This window comes from Mesobacillus sp. ABV4_180, assembly GCF_056158485.1.
The window spans coordinates 1,794,465-1,811,277 of record NZ_JBSWTJ010000001.1; the positions used below are offsets into that span (position 1 = coordinate 1,794,465).

Genomic DNA, 16,813 nt, shown 5'->3' on the forward strand with positions numbered 1-16,813 from the left:
TTCCTTTTTTCTTTTAGGCTCTGTTATTGCCCTATTTTAATTTTATTACCTGTTGATTGTAGTGAAAGGAACGAAGACTCCTCCTAAAATGATAACGCATTTTCATCGTGCGTTGGCGGGTTCGAGGAAGCTAACTCAATGTTCTGCGGGATGAGCAAGTCATGGGAGACCCCGAATGCGCCTAAGCGCCGAGGAGGCTCCCAGACTGCCCGCGGAAAGCGAAGCGCCTGGAACGAAAATCAACAGCCAAATTTAACAGAGCCTTCTTTTATAATTTTTGGTTAATCATCTGTTGCACCTTTTATTAAGTGCATGTCATAATAATGGATATTTGCACCAATGAATATAAAATGTGAGTGAATTACTGTAAATACTTTGGAGATTACCGATATAAAAAAGAATGGCGAGCTGCCAATATTGGTATTCGAAATAAGAGGACAGCCATAGACATGATTTGGGGGAAGCGGACTAGCTATGATTAAGATCGGCGATAATATAATCCTTGAACATAAGTATTCTGATAGCTTCGAGCAATATAAATGTAAGCTGGTCGAACGAAAAGGAAATGACCTGTATATTGATTATCCTGTCAATATAAGCACGAACAGAACAGTTTTCCTTCTTGAAGGTACTCCATTAAAAGCTACTTTTGCCACAGAATCTGGTTCGAATTATATTTTCAATTCAGAAGTAAAGGGCAGGGTAAAACTTAATATTCCTATGGTGATCCTCTCTTATCCAGGGGATGATCAGCTGGTTAAAATCCAGCGCAGGCAATTTGTCAGGGTAGAAACTTCTGTTGATGTTGCTGTGCATTCTGCCAAAGGTGATTTTGTCCCTTTTACGACAGTAACAGATGATATCAGCGCTGGCGGGGCAGCTCTGCTTATTGAAAAGGACAGCAGCCTGGAATCTGGAATGGAGATTGAATGCTGGTTTGTTCTGCCAATGCAAAATGGAGAGTATGAATACCGTAAATTCCGTGGTGAAATTGTGCGGATCATCGAAGGCCAGGGACATATGAACAAAGCCTCTGTCCAATTCTTTGATGCTTCGGGTACGGACAGACAGATGCTGCTGAGATTTTGTTTCGAGAGGCAGCTGGCGATGAAGAAAAAAGGCCTTCCGATATAGCAAAGGAATAATTCCTGTTTTTTGCTCCGATAATAGTAAAAAATGAAATCCAGGAGCATACAAATGAAAACATTTGAAAGAATTTTAATCAAGATTGCTATTATTCAATTTTTATTTTTGATCATCGCCCAATTGTTTTTCCACGAATTCAATGCTTTTCCAGAACTTAAGCAGATTACACAATATGAAGGTGTTACCGATAACAATCATTCAGAGGTATTGAATTCAATAAGAAGCAAAGAGTAAGCAGGGGTAAATCCTGCTTTTTTTGTTCAGGGAATAAAGTTTTAAAAAGTGCCATAAAAAAAGTTTTGAATGAAGAGGATTAAAACAGATTTGTGTTAAAATATAAGGGAATATAAAGGAACACCAAGGAGTGTACTAGGAGGAAATATGAATAAAAGAATCTCAATTGCCATAGATGGTCCTGCTGCAGCGGGGAAAAGTACGGTTGCAAAGATTGTAGCCGAAAAATTGACTTATGTATACATCGATACAGGTGCAATGTATCGTGCCCTGACATACAAGGCCTTACGTGAAGATGTCAACCTGGACAATGAAGAAAGATTGATCAGTTTATTGAATGAAACAAAGATAGAACTCCTGCCGGGAGAAACAGGGCAAAAGGTCCTGTTGGACGGTGTGGAAGTCACAAATGAAATCAGGACCGCTGAGGTAACAAATCAAGTATCATATGCAGCAGTACACGAGCTGGTAAGGCAGGAAATGGTCAAGCGCCAGCAGCTGTTTGCTATGGATGGCGGAGTCGTTATGGATGGAAGGGATATCGGAACCCATGTGCTTCCGAATGCTGAGGTAAAGGTCTTTTTACTCGCTAGCGTTGAAGAAAGAGCGCAGCGCAGACTTTCAGAAAATGTCCAAAAAGGATTCCCTTCTGATCTGGAAAAGCTGAAGGAAGAGATTGCTGCTCGTGACAAGATCGATTCAGAACGGGAGGTTGCACCTCTAAAGAAAGCTGAAGATGCAATTGAAATTGATACGACATCCCTGTCCATCACCGATGTGGTAGAAAAAATCATGGAATTGGCGCTTGAAAGGATCGGGTGAAATTGACGTTCTATTCGTTTGCAAAAAATTTGGTTAATACTGTTCTGAAACCATTATATCGTATTGAAGTATTAGGCAAGGAGAACGTTCCTGCCGATGGCGGGGTCCTTTTATGTGCTAACCATATCGACAACCTTGATCCACCTGTAGTGGGGATTACAGCCCCCCGGCCGGTCCATTTTATGGCGAAGGACGAGCTTTTTAGGGTTCCTGTACTTGGGAAAATTGTCCCGCATCTCAATGCCTTTCCAGTAAAGAGAGGCATGAGTGACAGGGAAGCTCTGCGAAAAGGGCTTGCAATTTTAAAGGATGGAAAGGTTTTAGGTTTGTTTCCAGAGGGAACTAGAAGCAAGACAGGAGAAATGGGCAAGGGACTAGCGGGTGCCGGTTTTTTTGCTCTCAGATCTGAAGCACATGTTGTGCCTTGCGCCATTATTGGTCCATACAAAGCATTCAATAAACTGAAGGTCGTATACGGAAAGCCGATAGATATGGGTTCAGTCAAGGAAAATAAATTGAATGCCGAACAGACGACTGACTTGATTATGAGTGAAATCCAAAAATTAATCGATATTTACAAGTAGTGTTTCTTGCTTGACAAAAATGCCTGTTTATAAGAAGTTAGTAAGAAGAGATATTTTTAGAATTTTCACTTAGTCAGTTAATTTTGGTGTTTTTCAAGTGGCGGTTACGCCACAAATCATAAATTAGCAGCAGTCACGGATTAAGGAGGAGTACATATGTCAGAAGATATGAACCAGATTGAGGTAAAGAACTTTGAAGCTGGAGAACGCGTCAAAGGCGAGGTAACAAAGGTAGAAGAAAAACAAGTTTTAGTAGATATCGAAGGCAGCAAGCTTGATGGAATCATCCCAATCAGCGAGCTTTCCAGTCTGCATGTTGAAAAAGCTGAAGATGCAGTTTCCATTGGCGATGTGCTGGAACTTGAAGTACAAAAGGTAGAAGAAGAGGCTCTGATCCTCTCAAAAAGAAAAGTAGATGCTGAAAAAGCATGGGAAGAACTAAAAGGAAAATTTGAAAGCGGGGAAGTCTTCGAAGCTGAAGTCAAGGACGTCGTAAAGGGCGGTCTTGTAGTAGATTTGGGTGTGCGGGGCTTCGTACCGGCATCATTGGTAGAATCACACTTCGTTGAAGATTTCTCTGATTACAAAGGCAAAACACTCAGCTTCAAAATCGTTGAGCTTGAACAGGAGAAAAATCGCCTGATCCTTTCACACCGTGCTGTCGTTGAAGCGGAGCAGGGAAAGAAAAAGCAGGATCTTCTAGCTGCAGTACAGCCTGGACAAGTAATTGAAGGAACTGTCCAAAGAATCACTGATTTCGGTGCATTTGTCGATATTGGCGGAGTTGATGGCCTTGTGCATATTTCACAGCTATCACATGAGCATGTTGAAAAACCATCTGATGTAGTCCAGGAAGGACAACAGGTTCAAGTGAAAGTGTTAAGCGTTGACCGTGATAATGAGCGCATTTCACTTTCTATTAAAGAAACGCTCCCTGGGCCTTGGGCTGAAATCGATGAAAAAGCTCCTAAAGGAAGCACGCTCGAAGGTACTGTAAAGCGTCTAGTTTCTTACGGAGCGTTCGTTGAAGTTTTCCCTGGTGTTGAAGGCCTTGTCCATATTTCACAAATTTCTCATAAACATATCGGCACACCGCATGAAGTCCTGAATGAAGGGCAGAATGTTAAGGTAAAGGTGCTGGATGTCAATAAGTCTGACCAAAGATTATCACTCAGCATGAAGGAGTTCGAAGAAAGAGAGACGAACGAAGCGTTTGACTACGAGCTGCCTGAAGAATCTAAAGGGTTTAGCTTAGGTGATATGATTGGGGACAAGCTAAAGAATCTTAAACAGTAATGGTGATAGAAAGTGTCAAGATCAAAACGGAAATGGGACCATATTCAATATGCCCTGGAAACAGGCCAAAAACGGCTAACGGGTTTTGACGATATTACGTTTGTACACCAAAGCTTGCCCGGAACAAATCTTGATACAGTAAAATTGCACACGAAAATTGGCGAACTTGCTTTAAGTTCGCCAATTTTTATAAATGCAATGACCGGGGGCGGCGGCGAAAAAACATATCGAATTAACCGGGAACTGGCAGTTGCCGCAAGAGAAACAGGCGCTGCCATTGCAGTGGGCTCGCAGATGTCTGCATTGAAAGATCCTGCAGAGCGTAAATCTTATCAAATTGTCAGGGAAATGCATCCTGATGGAATCATACTTGCCAATTTAGGCAGCGAGGCTACCATTGACCAGGCAAGAGCTGCAATCGAGATGATTGATGCAGATGCACTTCAGATTCATCTAAATGTGATCCAGGAATTAACCATGCCTGAAGGCGATCGGGATTTTCAAGGTGCACTTGAGCGAATTGCAGAAATTCGTGAAACGTTGGATTTACCCTTAATCGTAAAAGAGGTAGGATTCGGAATCAGTGCAGAAACCGTCAATAAGCTGTTTTCCTCTGGATTTCGTTACATTGATGTTGGCGGTTTCGGCGGTACAAACTTTGCATCAATTGAAAACAAACGGCGTGACCGCATGCTGTCATTTTTCGAGAATTGGGGAATTCCAACAGCTGCAGCCATCATTGAAGCAAAGGCAACCGCGCCTGAGCTCTCAGTAATCGCTTCAGGCGGAATCCAAACAAGTTTGGATATCGTGAAGGCACTTGCATTAGGAGCAGATTCAGCTGCGATGGCTGGATCCATATTAAAGATCCTGCTGGAACATGGTACAGAGGCATTAATAAAAGAAATCGAAATGATTCAATATGAAATTGCTGTCATAATGACCGCTTTGGGAGCTGAGAAAATAAAGGATCTTCACAGCATTCCGCTTATCATAAGTGGTGATACCTTTCACTGGCTCGATCAAAGAGGAATAGACCCCAGGGCCTTTGCCAAAAGAACTTTTTAATTTTGAATAAGAGCAGCCCCCTGCAATTCTTGCAGGGGGCTGCTCTTAATCATCGATTAACTGTACTTTCCGTCATTAAGTGCTCGAGCTTCTTCAGGACTTTGCATTTTCGTTGCTCCTGGGTAATGCAATGCCTGGTCACGGTCTGATTCAACACGGCCGCTTTTCTTTAGCTTCTTTTCCTGTCTGTCACGTCCCAAATCCCACACCTCCTTCCCTCAATTAAAAAGATTTCTCATTTCTTAACATGGAACACAGGAAAAAGTTTATGCAAAAAAGATTAAATTACATAAGCAAATACCATAATGGAAATGATAGGAGGGGAAGAATGGAAGGTCTGTACTTTTATTGGCTGGCTTGGTTAGGGTGGATTTGGGCTACTTTCTTTATGGGGAAAAATAATCCGGAAAGATATAAAATTGCGGTATTGCTCCTAGCTGTCATTATGGCAGCGCCGTTCAAAGGGGATTTTTTAATTTTTGAGTTCCATCTTTCAGCATGTGCAATGATGTTGTTCTTGATTTATGGAACCTGGCGAAAAAAGGCTTCATCGTTTTTTTATTTGTTCTTGTCCTCATTCATCATCATGATGGCGTATACAAGCTTTTTGATGTTCGAACTCTATGATCCAGTGTGGGTTCTTTTTGACCGTAAAATCATGCTGGGAGCGATTGGTTTTTATTTGGCGATTTTATTGCATAAGAACAAGTATCAACGCGTTTTGTCCTTAATAGCGGGTTTTCTATTGGGAGATATTTTGTTTTCGGTGATTATTGGGAGGTTCAATTTCCCTTATGCTATTTCGTCCCTGGGCTTTCTGGACACCCTTTTCATTTCAATGGCATCTTTAATTGTGTGGTCAGCGGTTGAAACAGCTATATCAGTTATGTCAGGAAGCGCGATTCATCAAGCAGAAGGAGAGGAACATAAGACTTCATGAATGAATACACATTACCAATTGTTTTTGGACTCTTCACGGGTACATTATCTAGGTTATTTATGCTGAGGACAGATTATCGTCAGTATCCTACATATCTGCACGGAAAAATCATTCATGTGGCTCTAGGTTTCATCGCAGCAGGTCTGGGAACGGTGGCAGGTCCAGCCATTATGGAAGAGGAGTTTACAGCAATCACCTTTTTGACCCTGGCAGCTTCACAATTCAGGGAGGTCAGGAATATGGAAAGGAACACACTCACTGAATTGGACAGTTATGAGCTTGTTTCCAGAGGGAAAACCTATATTGAGGGGATTGCCATCGCTTTTGAAAGCCGGAATTATCTTGTTATTTTTACATCCCTGGTCAGCACATTGGCTTACCTGCTTTTTAATATTTGGGCCGGAATCATTGCGGCAATTGTCGCATTTTTCATATCCAAGAGGCTGATGTCAGGTGGGAAGCTTAAAAATATTGTAGATATTGAATATATTGAGCCCAGGTTTGAAGGAGCGGGCCTTTACATCGATAATATTTATATCATGAATATTGGGCTCCCCGAGAGGCAAAAGGAAGTGCTTCGCTATGGCATGGGATTTATACTAAAGCCCAAGAATATAAATGCCCGATCTACGATTGCCAATCTTGGCCAAAGGCAGGCTGTGCTGCATGATTTGTCAACAGCTCTGGGTGTATACCGTGATTCGGGTACTCCTGCTCTTGTGCCATTGGCAAAGAGGGATTTGGATGATGGAAGAGTTGGGGTTTTTGTGCTGCCTCAGGAGCGTGATATCCAGAGGGCGATCACTGTGATTGGTGATGTGCCAACTCTTGAAAATGCGATCAGGATGCCATCTGAGAAAAAGAACAATGAAGGGGGTGCTGGTTAATGATGCTTGAGAAATTTGTCCTGGCAGCCATTACTACTAACCCCAGGAAAGTTCCGTCTGGCACGGCTGTTTTTCATTGTGATACCAAGGAAGAGATGGAAACGGTCGCAGCGAATCTGGAGGCGATTCTTGATGGAATTGCCCATGCATTGACAGAGGATCTTTTTATAATCGTGAAACATTGACAAGAAATGTTTTCATTGCCTGTTTACGGCATCTTTTGTTAAACTGATTAAGCCAGACCCTTCTGTATACCAAGAAGGGTTTATTTTATAAGTGTACTTCCCCTATTTGTGAAAGCAGCAAGGAATGACATGAAATTAATAATGAAAACAACTGAAGTTTGACATTGTTATGGCCAGGTCTGTGACCTGCATTAATAGAATTTGAAAGGGTGATATTCATGACGAAACCAGTGGTAGCTATCGTTGGGCGTCCGAATGTCGGCAAGTCGACGATTTTTAACAGGATCGTTGGTGAACGTATTTCGATCGTTGAAGATATTCCGGGAGTGACAAGGGATCGTATATACAGTTCAGCTGAATGGCTGACACATGATTTTAATATTATTGATACCGGGGGAATTGATTTAGGGGATGAACCATTCCTGGACCAGATTCGCCAGCAGGCTGAAATTGCGATTGATGAGGCAGATGTCATCATTTTCCTCGTTAACGGCAGGGAAGGTGTGACAGCTGCGGACGAAGAGGTTGCAAAGATCCTTTATCGTTCCAATAAACCTGTTGTACTGGCAGTTAATAAAATCGACAATCCGGAAATGAGAGACATGGTGTACGATTTTTATGCACTTGGATTTGGAGAACCATTCCCTATTTCAGGGTCTCACGGATTAGGGCTGGGTGACTTGCTGGATGAAGCGGCGAAACATTTCCCTCAAGCCAAAGATGACGAATATGATAAAGACGCGATTAAATTCTCTTTGATCGGCCGTCCTAATGTAGGCAAGTCATCGCTTGTAAATGCTATTCTTGGGGAAGATCGAGTCATTGTCAGTGATATCGCAGGCACCACTCGAGATGCAATAGACTCACAAGTCACATACAACGGGCAAAAATATGTGATTATCGATACAGCAGGTATGCGAAAAAAGGGCAAGGTGTATGAAACAACTGAAAAGTACAGCGTTTTAAGGGCTTTAAGGGCTATCGAGCGATCTGATGTCGTGCTTATTGTCATCAATGCGGAAGAAGGCATCATTGAACAGGACAAACATATTGCCGGCTATGCGGAAGAAGCAGGACGAGCGGTCATCATTGTCGTGAATAAATGGGATGCGATTGAAAAAGATGAAAAGACAATGAAGGAATTCGAAGAGAAAATCCGTGCCCATTTCCAATTCCTCAGCTATGCACCAATCGTATTCTTATCGGCGAAAACGAAGAAGCGGATCCACACATTGATGCCAATGATTAATCTGGCAAGTGAGAACCATGCGATGCGCGTCCAGACGAACATCTTGAATGAAGTCGTCATGGATGCGGTTGCCATGAACCCTACTCCTTCTGACAAAGGAAAAAGGCTGAAGATTTACTATGCTACACAGGTGTCGGTAAAGCCGCCTACTTTTGTTGTTTTTGTTAACGAGCCTGAATTATTGCACTTCTCTTATGAGCGTTTCCTCGAAAACAGAATCAGGGATGCTTTTGATTTCACAGGAACGCCGATCAAGATTTTTGCAAGGCAAAGAAAATAATTTAAAGGTTGTGGTTTAAATGGAAAGGAAGAGAGAGAGAGTAGCTGTTCTTGGTGCCGGGAGCTGGGGAACGGCTTTGGCAATGGTCCTCGCCGACAATGGTCATGAGGTGAGGTTATGGGGACACAATCCAGGCCAAATTGATGAAGTCAATCAATATCACACCAACAAGAAATATCTTCCTGAAATCAATCTGCCAGCAGCCATCATAGGATATTCTTCAATGCAGGAGGCCTTGAGCGGAATCAAAACGGTCATCATGGCTGTACCGACTAAAGCTATTAGAGAAGTGATCCGGAAAATGACCGAGGTTTGTTCTGAGCCTTTAGTAATCGTCCATGTCAGCAAAGGAATCGAACCGGATTCCTTGTTGCGAATTTCTGAAATGATCGAAGAAGAAATTCCCGCGGAATTACTGGAAAATGTGGTTGTCCTTTCAGGTCCCAGCCATGCGGAAGAAGTTAGCCTGCGGCATCCAACGACGGTGACAGTATCTTCGAAAGACATGGGAACTGCTGAAAATATCCAGGACCTGTTCATCAACAATAATTTCAGAGTGTATACGAACCCTGACCTGATCGGTGTGGAAATAGGCGGGGCACTTAAAAACATCATCGCCTTAGCTGCCGGTATTTCAGATGGATTAGGCTATGGGGATAATGCCAAGGCTGCCTTGATTACCAGGGGATTGGCTGAAATTGCAAGGCTTGGTGTCAAAATGGGAGCCAGCCCGTTGACATTCTCAGGCTTGACCGGCATTGGCGACCTTATTGTTACATGTACAAGTGTCCATTCAAGAAACTGGCGGGCAGGGAATTTGCTCGGGAAAGGCCAGAATCTGGAGGAAGTTCTTGAGAACATGGGGATGGTGGTTGAAGGTGTCCGGACGACCAAAGCTGCCCATCAGCTGGCTGAAAAATACAGCGTCAACATGCCAATAACAAACGCTCTGTATGATATTCTTTTCAACGGAGTAAATCCAAAGGACGCTGTAGATGGACTGATGTCCAGAGAAAAAACACATGAGATGGAAGATCTTGCTGACATCCTTGGCGGAAAAAACTGACCCAGGAAAATTTTCTAATGAATAATGCTTAATATATAGGCATTCGAGGATGCGATTTGCACTTTGCCTGCATAAGATGCAACGAAGCAAACTGGTGGTTTGAACTGGGTGATAGGGTATTTAGTCGTGTAGGCTGAAGTAAAGTTGTCCGCCCCTTCTTTACTTCAGCTTTTTTTGTTTTTCATTATTATGATTGATGAGGGCAAACTTGCATACTTCTTTGTTCCATATGTTATAATACTTCTCGGAAAAGGGAGGGGTTTATTTTGTCACCCGCATTATTGAAAATGTATATATCTTTTTTTGGCATGGGCTGCATGATTGTGTCTTTGCTTGCGATTTACTTAAGCCGGTACAAGCTGAAGGGTTTCTTTAAAGTCGCAGTTGCCTTCATAGCCTATGTGCTAATGATTACTGCCGGGCTGATTATCTTTTTTGTTGTTTTCAGCGGCCCTACGAGCGAATAAAATACATAGAGATAAAGGGTTGGGATCAATGAACAAAATCCGTTCTTATCTGCCAGTCATTCTGGTTTTATTCATGCTGACAGGATGTATGTATCCTGAAGAAAAACTTGTCCAGAATCAGGTGCCTTATAAGGATCAGCTTGACAGTGTACAATCAGCAGTAAATCAATATAAGGAAGCAAATGGCGGTTTGCTGCCAATCAAGACAAAAGATGCCCAGACGCCAATATATCAAAAGTATCCTATAGATTACCATAAAATTGTCCCTAGGTTTTTATCTGAATCACCAGGCAACGCCTATGAAAATGGGGGCTTATTTCAATATGTCCTTGTCAATGTCGAAACAGATCCTACTGTAAAGCTGCTTGACCTTCGGATTGCAGAAAAGATTCGTGAGATTAAGATGAGGATCAATGCAAGTGGCTATCCTCCATATAAGGATAAAATCGCAGATAATATCTATACACTGGATTTTAAAAAGATAGGATACAAAGAAGAGCCGGTTGCTGTTAGCCCGTTTACAAACCAAAACCTTCATTTCATTATTTCAACCGATGGTGAGATCTTCGTAGATTATCGCAGCGACCTTTATCAGGCCATTAAGTCATCAAAAAAGGAGCTTAAGGAAGGCGAAGATATCCGCCATATACTTGTGGATGAATCAATGTTTGTGCCCGCCTATTCCTTGCCTTATACCATTGATGAAACTAATAATGAACCGGTCTTTTTAGACTAATAGGGATGGCGATTGACGCGTAAATTAGTGTCCAGCTCCAGCGCCTAGCCCTCGAGTCGTATTTCTAGCTGCGGCTCCTAACTCCTCGAGACGCTTGTCTAGTGTCGCCTCCTAGAAACTCCGAAACTTCAACTCCGCCGGCAGAAGCAAAAAGGGCTTCTTTGTCGGAGTCTCCAGTTTCTGCGTTTCTGGACAGTCGGCTATACTTTTCGTTTTCGGTCCTGCCAATGAAGTCAAAGAACGACTTCACTGTCAGGCCCTCCAGCGCTTGTCGGAGTTGGACAGTCGCCTCCGCTTTTCGGATTCGGTCCGCTGAGGTGAAGTCAAAGAACGACTTCACCGGGTGGCCCTCCAGCGCTTTTCGGGGCTGACCAAGGCGCTTCCGCTTTTCTTATAAAGTAGTCATAACCTTTCTTCTGCAAAATATATTGTAGAAGAAGGGTTTTTTTTTGTCTTCGAAAAGTTATGAAATGTTCTCATAAAGGGAATTGAAGAAGTCTTTTTTTGTGAAATCAAAAAATTAAGGGGGTAAGAATATAAAAAATTGTCATATCGATATAGGACAACATCATAAATATATACTGTCCCAGATTACTAATTTGGATGATATTATTCCCACTAACTCTATGATCGGGAGGGGATCACTTGGAAAAGGTAGATATTTTTAAGGATATCGCTGAGAGGACTGGCGGCGATATTTACCTGGGGGTTGTAGGTGCGGTACGCACTGGAAAATCCACTTTTATCAAAAAATTTATGGAGCTGGTGGTTTTACCTAATATCAATAATGAGGCTGAGCGGGCGAGAGCGCTTGATGAATTGCCTCAGAGCGCAGCGGGTAAAACTATTATGACAACTGAACCAAAATTCGTGCCGAACCAGGCGGCATCTGTGCATGTGGATGAAGGCCTGGACGTCAATATCAGGCTCGTAGATTGTGTTGGCTACACAGTTCCAGGAGCAAAGGGCTATGAGGATGAAAATGGGCCAAGAATGATCAATACACCTTGGTACGAGGAACCAATCCCATTCCATGAAGCAGCTGAAATTGGAACACGAAAGGTCATTCAAGAACACTCAACGCTTGGCGTTGTCATCACGACAGATGGGACTATTGGAGAAATCCCGAGACAGGATTACATTGAGGCAGAAGAAAGAGTGATCGAAGAGCTCAAAGAAGTTGGCAAGCCGTTCATCATGGTTGTGAACAGTGCGCAGCCATATCATCCTAATACGGAAACATTGCGGTCCCAGCTGGCTGATAAGTATGATATTCCAGTTCTGGCGATGAGTGTTGAAAGCATGAGAGAATCAGATGTTCTCAATGTGATGAGGGAAGCACTTTACGAATTCCCGGTACTTGAAGTGAACGTCAACCTTCCTAGCTGGGTGATGGTCCTTCGTGAAAACCACTGGCTTCGTGAGAGCTACCAGGAAGCAGTTAAGGAGACAGTAAAGGATATTAAAAGGTTGCGGGATGTAGACAGGGTTGTCCACCAATTCAGCGACTTTGAGTTCATCGACCGTGCAGGCCTTGCCGGCATTGAAATGGGCCAGGGTGTCGCTGAAATCGACCTCTACGCTCCAGATGACCTTTATGATGATATCTTAAAGGAAATTGTCGGCGTCGAGATTCGCGGCAAGGATCACTTGCTTGAACTGATGCAGGAGTTCGCTTATGCTAAGCAAGAGTTCGACCAGATTTCAGATGCACTAAAAATGGTTAAGCAGACAGGGTATGGGATTGCTTCCCCTTCACTGAATGATATGAGTCTTGAGGAGCCTGAAATCATCCGCCAGGGTGCAAGGTTTGGCGTCCGTTTAAGGGCCGTCGCACCTTCGATCCACATGATCAAAGTAGATGTCGAATCTGAGTTCTCGCCGATCATTGGAACAGAAAAGCAAAGTGAAGAGCTTGTCCGCTATTTGATGCAGGATTTTGAGGATGATCCACTTTCAATCTGGAATTCTGATATTTTTGGCAGAAGCTTAAGTTCAATCGTCCGGGAAGGTATTTCGGCTAAGCTAAGCTTAATGCCTGAGAATGCACGTTATAAACTAAAAGAAACGCTGGAGAGAATCATTAATGAAGGCTCTGGCGGTTTAATTGCAATCATTTTATAATGGGACTCCTTCTGGGAGTCTTTTTGTTTTCTAAGAAAAACAGTCTACTGATATAATATATTTTCGGATTAAATAAGTAAAAAAGTCTTGAATCTAAGTTAAGTATTTGGTAGGAAAGGCTTAAAATCTTTCATGAAATGTTTGATTTGACCGGCAACGGGTAATAAAAAGGGGTCAACATATTACAAATATGTTTCAAAGAAGAAAAGATTCCCATTATTTCTTGAAATTATCTTGATAAGACTAAAACATTGTGATAATCTTTTAACAGAATTAGCGTTGTAGCTGTCAAACCCTTATATTACAGGGATTCGGACGGTTTTCTGTTTTAATTGCATAGTTTTTCCAGACTATGACAGGAAAATCGGAAAGCAACGTATAGAATTCATTTGTTTTGTTTAGAAATGTAGTAACGATGCTTAATTTCTGAGCAATGGGATATCTTTGGGAGGAGGTGAATGGCATGAACAAAACAGAACTTATCAATGCAGTTGCAGAAGCAAGCGAACTTTCTAAAAAGGACGCAACAAAAGCAGTTGACGCTGTTTTTGATTCAATCTTAAATGCATTAAAAGATGGGGACAAAGTACAGTTGATCGGTTTTGGTAACTTCGAAGTTCGTGAGCGCGCTGCCCGTAAAGGCCGCAACCCACAAACTGGCGACGAAATCGAAATCTCTGCTAGCAAGGTGCCTGCTTTCAAACCAGGTAAAGCGCTTAAGGATGCAGTGAAATAATTACATACGACGCATTGAGCGTATGCTTAGTCAAAAAAGGCCGCGACCTGTTCGCGGCCTTTTTTCTATGCGCTAAAAACATTAAGTTTTGCTTGCGCAGAATTGGTTATGCTAAGATGAAAATATTATAATCATAAAGTTGCTTTTTTATGAGAGATTATAATGAGATTGATGGAACATAGGAGGAAACGCAGATGTCAAACGTCAATCGTGCCCAAATCGAAGAGGCGGTACGTTTAATATTAGAAGCAGTGGGTGAAGACCCAAACAGGGAAGGATTGCTTGATACACCAAAACGCGTAGCGAAAATGTATGAGGAGGTTTTCTCTGGCCTCAACCAGGATCCAAAAGAATATTTTGAAACGATTTTTGGTGAAGACCATGAGGAACTTGTCCTGGTTAAGGATATTCCTTTCTATTCAATGTGTGAGCACCATCTCGTTCCATTCTTTGGAAAGGCGCATGTTGCCTATATCCCTAGAGGTGGCAAGGTTACAGGCCTAAGCAAACTTGCGAGGGCTGTTGAAGCAGTAGCCAAAAGGCCTCAGCTCCAGGAACGGATTACATCTACGATTGCGAATGCTATTATGGAAAAGCTTGAACCGCATGGAGTGATGGTAGTAGTGGAAGCTGAACATATGTGCATGACGATGAGAGGCGTCAAGAAGCCTGGCTCAAAAACTGTCACTTCAGCTGTAAGGGGAACACTTGCGGAAGATGTGAATGCACGTGCGGAAATTCTCTCATTAATTAAAGCATAAAGGATAGATGGGGCTGAAAGTATTTCTTTTGGCCTTTTGCTGCATCTATTGATTTCAGATGGGACAATGTGCAAGGAAATCCCGGTGGGGACTGGACATAAACTTTCCTTTAAGGGGGATAATAATGGATAATAAATCTAGTGTGAACACGGATTACGTGGTAATCAAAGCGATGGAAGACGGAGTCAACGTGATTGGTCTGACAAGGGGAACCGATACCAGATTTCATCATTCTGAAAAGCTTGACCAGGGAGAGGTTATGATTGCCCAATTTACTGAACATACATCAGCGATTAAAATCAGAGGACATGCAAAAATTGTAACCCCATTTGGTGAAATTGAGAGTGAAAAGAAGTAATAGTCACTTAAATTCAACTATTTTGTTACAAAACAAGCCTAATTTTTCGTGAAGAACGTTTAATTTTCAATATCAGGTCCATGTTTTTATCATTTGTGATATAATTGTCACTGCCTTGGAATGTCCGGTAAAACTGCAAACTAGTTATTTAGGCGCTTTTTTTATGTCTGTTTTACATTCGTCACGATTCCCTATTATGGGCTGACCATATACAGATGAGTTTAGACAACATTAAGACAATATTCTGCCCGCTGCCGGCAATCCAATAAAAAAGGGGAACAAGGGTGATTTATTTGCTAGATTTACAAACCAAATTAGATGGCATCAGAGAGGCTCTTCTCGAAAAACTTTCACATCCTTATTTGATGGAGCATGTAGAATCGCCTTTTATTGATGATGACCGGCTTTTACTGCTTATTTCTTTACTTGAACGCAGTGGTGTTAATCATGAACAAGCAGAGAATTATACAGTGACTACAATGCTTCTGCAAATCGCCCTTGATACCCATGAACAAGTCAAAAATTCACTGCCAGGTGAAGACGATGACAGCCATAAAGGCCGACAGTTGACTGTGCTGGCAGGGATTTATTTCAGTGGCCTGTATTATAAGCTACTGGCAGATACAGATGATATTAAGTTAATCAAGCAATTGGCCGCCGGCGTAAAAGAGGTCAATGAGCATAAAATTGCATTGTATCAAAAAGAAGCAGAAGCCATAGATAAACTAATGGAGAGTGTTAAAGTAATCGAATCAGCACTTATAGGCAAGGTTGCAAGTCAGTTCGCTGCTTCGGAGTGGCTTGAACTAGCTGCTAATTGGCTATTTGTCAAAAGGCTGCTCATGGAAGAGAAGTGCTTCATCAGGACAGGCAAGTCCATCATCTTTGATGCACTGAAAAAAATCGCCCTGCCCAAAGTAGATTACAGCAACACAGAGCTCTCTGCAGAACAAAAGAAATACCTCTTAACAATTTGCTCCAGATATATTGAATTTTCAATGACGTTGATCGATTCAGCTCTAAAGAAGCTGCCTGGGATTGACAGCCTGCTTAATGAACGATTAAAGCTGATTGCTGGACAACACCAGACCATGTCTAAAAAATTCGCGGAAGAAGGGTAACAGAATGCAGCAATCGAAAGAAGAACGAGTGCATGGGGTTTTTGAAAAAATCTATGAAAACTATGACCAGATGAATTCTGTAATCAGTTTTCAGCAGCATATTAAGTGGCGCAATGACACGATGAAGAAAATGAATGTGCCAAAAGGGTCAAAAGCACTTGATGTCTGCTGTGGTACGGCTGATTGGACAATTGCACTCGCGGAAGCTGCCGGGAAAGAGGGCAGTGTCACCGGCCTTGATTTCAGCAAAAATATGCTTACGATTGGCGAAGAGAAACTGAAGGCTCGCAAGTTGGATCAGGCTTCTCTCATCCATGGCAATGCGATGGAGCTGCCATTTGAAGATAATAGTTTCGACTATGTAACGATCGGTTTCGGCCTGCGGAATGTTCCTGATTATAACCAGGTGCTGCGCGAAATGCACAGAGTTTTAAAGCCGGGTGGAATGGCTGTTTGTCTTGAAACTTCCCAGCCGACTATGCCGGGATTTAAACAGGCTTATCGCTTATACTTCAGATTCATCATGCCGATGTTTGGAAAACTGTTCGCAAAGAGCTATGATGAGTATTCATGGCTGCAGGAGTCTGCGAAGGATTTTCCGGGTATGAAAGAACTTGCGAAAATGTTCTCGGAAGCGGGATTTGTAGATGTCGAGTATAAACCATACAGTGGCGGAGTTGCTGCTGTTCACATAGGCCGTAAACAATCATAATCCATATGGCTGCCCTTTTCCAATACGCTCGGCAGGGAAGG

General features: G+C 42.5%; 21 protein-coding genes. 19 read left to right on the plus strand and 2 right to left on the minus strand.

Annotation, left to right across the window (positions count from 1 at the left end):
- Positions 1 to 474: 474 nt before the first annotated feature.
- From ACXAEA_RS09020 to fni, 6 genes are all read left to right on the plus strand, one after another.
- Positions 475 to 1,134 carry a flagellar brake protein gene (locus tag ACXAEA_RS09020; protein ID WP_475095558.1) on the plus strand — a complete coding sequence of 220 codons (660 nt, stop codon included), beginning with the start codon at positions 475 to 477 and terminating at the stop codon, positions 1,132 to 1,134.
- A gap of 63 nt (positions 1,135 to 1,197) precedes the next feature.
- The gene (locus tag ACXAEA_RS09025; protein WP_475095559.1) at positions 1,198 to 1,380 is read left to right on the plus strand and encodes a YpfB family protein; all 183 of its coding nucleotides are present in this window, start codon (positions 1,198 to 1,200) and stop codon (positions 1,378 to 1,380) included.
- Between the two features lie 147 nt (positions 1,381 to 1,527).
- Positions 1,528 to 2,202, plus strand: a complete 675-nt coding sequence (cmk, locus tag ACXAEA_RS09030; RefSeq protein ID WP_475095560.1) for a (d)CMP kinase — start codon at positions 1,528 to 1,530, stop codon at positions 2,200 to 2,202.
- 2 nt (positions 2,203 to 2,204) lie between these two features.
- Positions 2,205 to 2,786, plus strand: coding sequence for a lysophospholipid acyltransferase family protein (locus tag ACXAEA_RS09035; RefSeq protein WP_475095561.1), 582 nt, complete (start codon positions 2,205 to 2,207; stop codon positions 2,784 to 2,786).
- Between the two features lie 156 nt (positions 2,787 to 2,942).
- Positions 2,943 to 4,082 (plus strand): 30S ribosomal protein S1, encoded by a 1,140-nt coding sequence (gene rpsA, locus ACXAEA_RS09040; protein WP_475095562.1) that lies wholly within the window; start codon positions 2,943 to 2,945, stop codon positions 4,080 to 4,082.
- 12 nt (positions 4,083 to 4,094) lie between these two features.
- Positions 4,095 to 5,150: a type 2 isopentenyl-diphosphate Delta-isomerase gene (fni, locus tag ACXAEA_RS09045; RefSeq protein WP_475095563.1), complete on the plus strand. Its 1,056-nt coding sequence runs from the start codon at positions 4,095 to 4,097 to the stop codon at positions 5,148 to 5,150.
- Positions 5,151 to 5,206: 56 nt separating this feature from the next.
- Here fni and ACXAEA_RS09050 read toward each other — a convergent pair whose 3' ends face one another.
- The gene (locus tag ACXAEA_RS09050) at positions 5,207 to 5,350 is read right to left on the minus strand and encodes a YpzI family protein (protein ID WP_475095564.1); all 144 of its coding nucleotides are present in this window, start codon (positions 5,348 to 5,350) and stop codon (positions 5,207 to 5,209) included.
- 128 nt (positions 5,351 to 5,478) lie between these two features.
- Here ACXAEA_RS09050 and ACXAEA_RS09055 point away from each other — a divergent pair, with 128 nt between their 5' ends.
- The 7 genes from ACXAEA_RS09055 (at position 5,479) to ACXAEA_RS09085 (ending at position 10,960) form a co-directional block, all read left to right on the plus strand.
- Positions 5,479 to 6,090 (plus strand): YphA family membrane protein, encoded by a 612-nt coding sequence (locus tag ACXAEA_RS09055; RefSeq protein ID WP_475095565.1) that lies wholly within the window; start codon positions 5,479 to 5,481, stop codon positions 6,088 to 6,090.
- Positions 6,087 to 6,977: a YIEGIA family protein gene (locus ACXAEA_RS09060; RefSeq protein WP_475095567.1), complete on the plus strand. Its 891-nt coding sequence runs from the start codon at positions 6,087 to 6,089 to the stop codon at positions 6,975 to 6,977. Before ACXAEA_RS09055 ends, ACXAEA_RS09060 begins: the two co-directional genes overlap by 4 nt.
- On the plus strand, positions 6,977 to 7,162 hold the full coding sequence (locus ACXAEA_RS09065; protein ID WP_475095568.1) for a capping complex subunit for YIEGIA: 186 nt from the start codon (positions 6,977 to 6,979) through the stop codon (positions 7,160 to 7,162). The genes ACXAEA_RS09060 and ACXAEA_RS09065 overlap by 1 nt, the downstream gene beginning before the upstream one ends.
- A 218-nt stretch (positions 7,163 to 7,380) precedes the next feature.
- On the plus strand, positions 7,381 to 8,691 hold the full coding sequence (gene der, locus ACXAEA_RS09070; RefSeq protein WP_475095570.1) for a ribosome biogenesis GTPase Der: 1,311 nt from the start codon (positions 7,381 to 7,383) through the stop codon (positions 8,689 to 8,691).
- A gap of 19 nt (positions 8,692 to 8,710) precedes the next feature.
- The gene (locus ACXAEA_RS09075; protein WP_475095571.1) at positions 8,711 to 9,757 is read left to right on the plus strand and encodes an NAD(P)H-dependent glycerol-3-phosphate dehydrogenase; all 1,047 of its coding nucleotides are present in this window, start codon (positions 8,711 to 8,713) and stop codon (positions 9,755 to 9,757) included.
- Between the two features lie 266 nt (positions 9,758 to 10,023).
- Entirely contained in the window at positions 10,024 to 10,224 is a 201-nt protein-coding gene (locus ACXAEA_RS09080; RefSeq protein ID WP_475095572.1) for a DUF2768 domain-containing protein, read from the plus strand.
- Between the two features lie 28 nt (positions 10,225 to 10,252).
- Complete coding sequence (locus ACXAEA_RS09085; protein ID WP_475095573.1) at positions 10,253 to 10,960, plus strand: hypothetical protein; 708 nt, start codon at positions 10,253 to 10,255, stop codon at positions 10,958 to 10,960.
- 64 nt (positions 10,961 to 11,024) lie between these two features.
- Here ACXAEA_RS09085 and ACXAEA_RS09090 read toward each other — a convergent pair whose 3' ends face one another.
- The gene (locus ACXAEA_RS09090; RefSeq protein WP_475095574.1) at positions 11,025 to 11,210 is read right to left on the minus strand and encodes a hypothetical protein; all 186 of its coding nucleotides are present in this window, start codon (positions 11,208 to 11,210) and stop codon (positions 11,025 to 11,027) included.
- Positions 11,211 to 11,605: 395 nt separating this feature from the next.
- On the opposite strand from ACXAEA_RS09090, the gene spoIVA reads away from it, so the two are divergent.
- From spoIVA to ACXAEA_RS09120, 6 genes are all read left to right on the plus strand, one after another.
- Entirely contained in the window at positions 11,606 to 13,084 is a 1,479-nt protein-coding gene (gene spoIVA / locus ACXAEA_RS09095) for a stage IV sporulation protein A (protein WP_475095575.1), read from the plus strand.
- A gap of 463 nt (positions 13,085 to 13,547) precedes the next feature.
- Complete coding sequence (locus ACXAEA_RS09100) at positions 13,548 to 13,820, plus strand: HU family DNA-binding protein (protein WP_023627533.1); 273 nt, start codon at positions 13,548 to 13,550, stop codon at positions 13,818 to 13,820.
- A gap of 194 nt (positions 13,821 to 14,014) precedes the next feature.
- Positions 14,015 to 14,581: a GTP cyclohydrolase I FolE gene (gene folE / locus ACXAEA_RS09105; RefSeq protein ID WP_475095576.1), complete on the plus strand. Its 567-nt coding sequence runs from the start codon at positions 14,015 to 14,017 to the stop codon at positions 14,579 to 14,581.
- 124 nt (positions 14,582 to 14,705) lie between these two features.
- Positions 14,706 to 14,939, plus strand: coding sequence for a trp RNA-binding attenuation protein MtrB (mtrB, locus tag ACXAEA_RS09110; protein WP_475095577.1), 234 nt, complete (start codon positions 14,706 to 14,708; stop codon positions 14,937 to 14,939).
- Between the two features lie 284 nt (positions 14,940 to 15,223).
- Entirely contained in the window at positions 15,224 to 16,060 is an 837-nt protein-coding gene (locus ACXAEA_RS09115; protein WP_475095578.1) for a heptaprenyl diphosphate synthase component 1, read from the plus strand.
- Between the two features lie 4 nt (positions 16,061 to 16,064).
- The gene (locus ACXAEA_RS09120) at positions 16,065 to 16,772 is read left to right on the plus strand and encodes a demethylmenaquinone methyltransferase (RefSeq protein ID WP_475095579.1); all 708 of its coding nucleotides are present in this window, start codon (positions 16,065 to 16,067) and stop codon (positions 16,770 to 16,772) included.
- Positions 16,773 to 16,813: the final 41 nt, after the last annotated feature.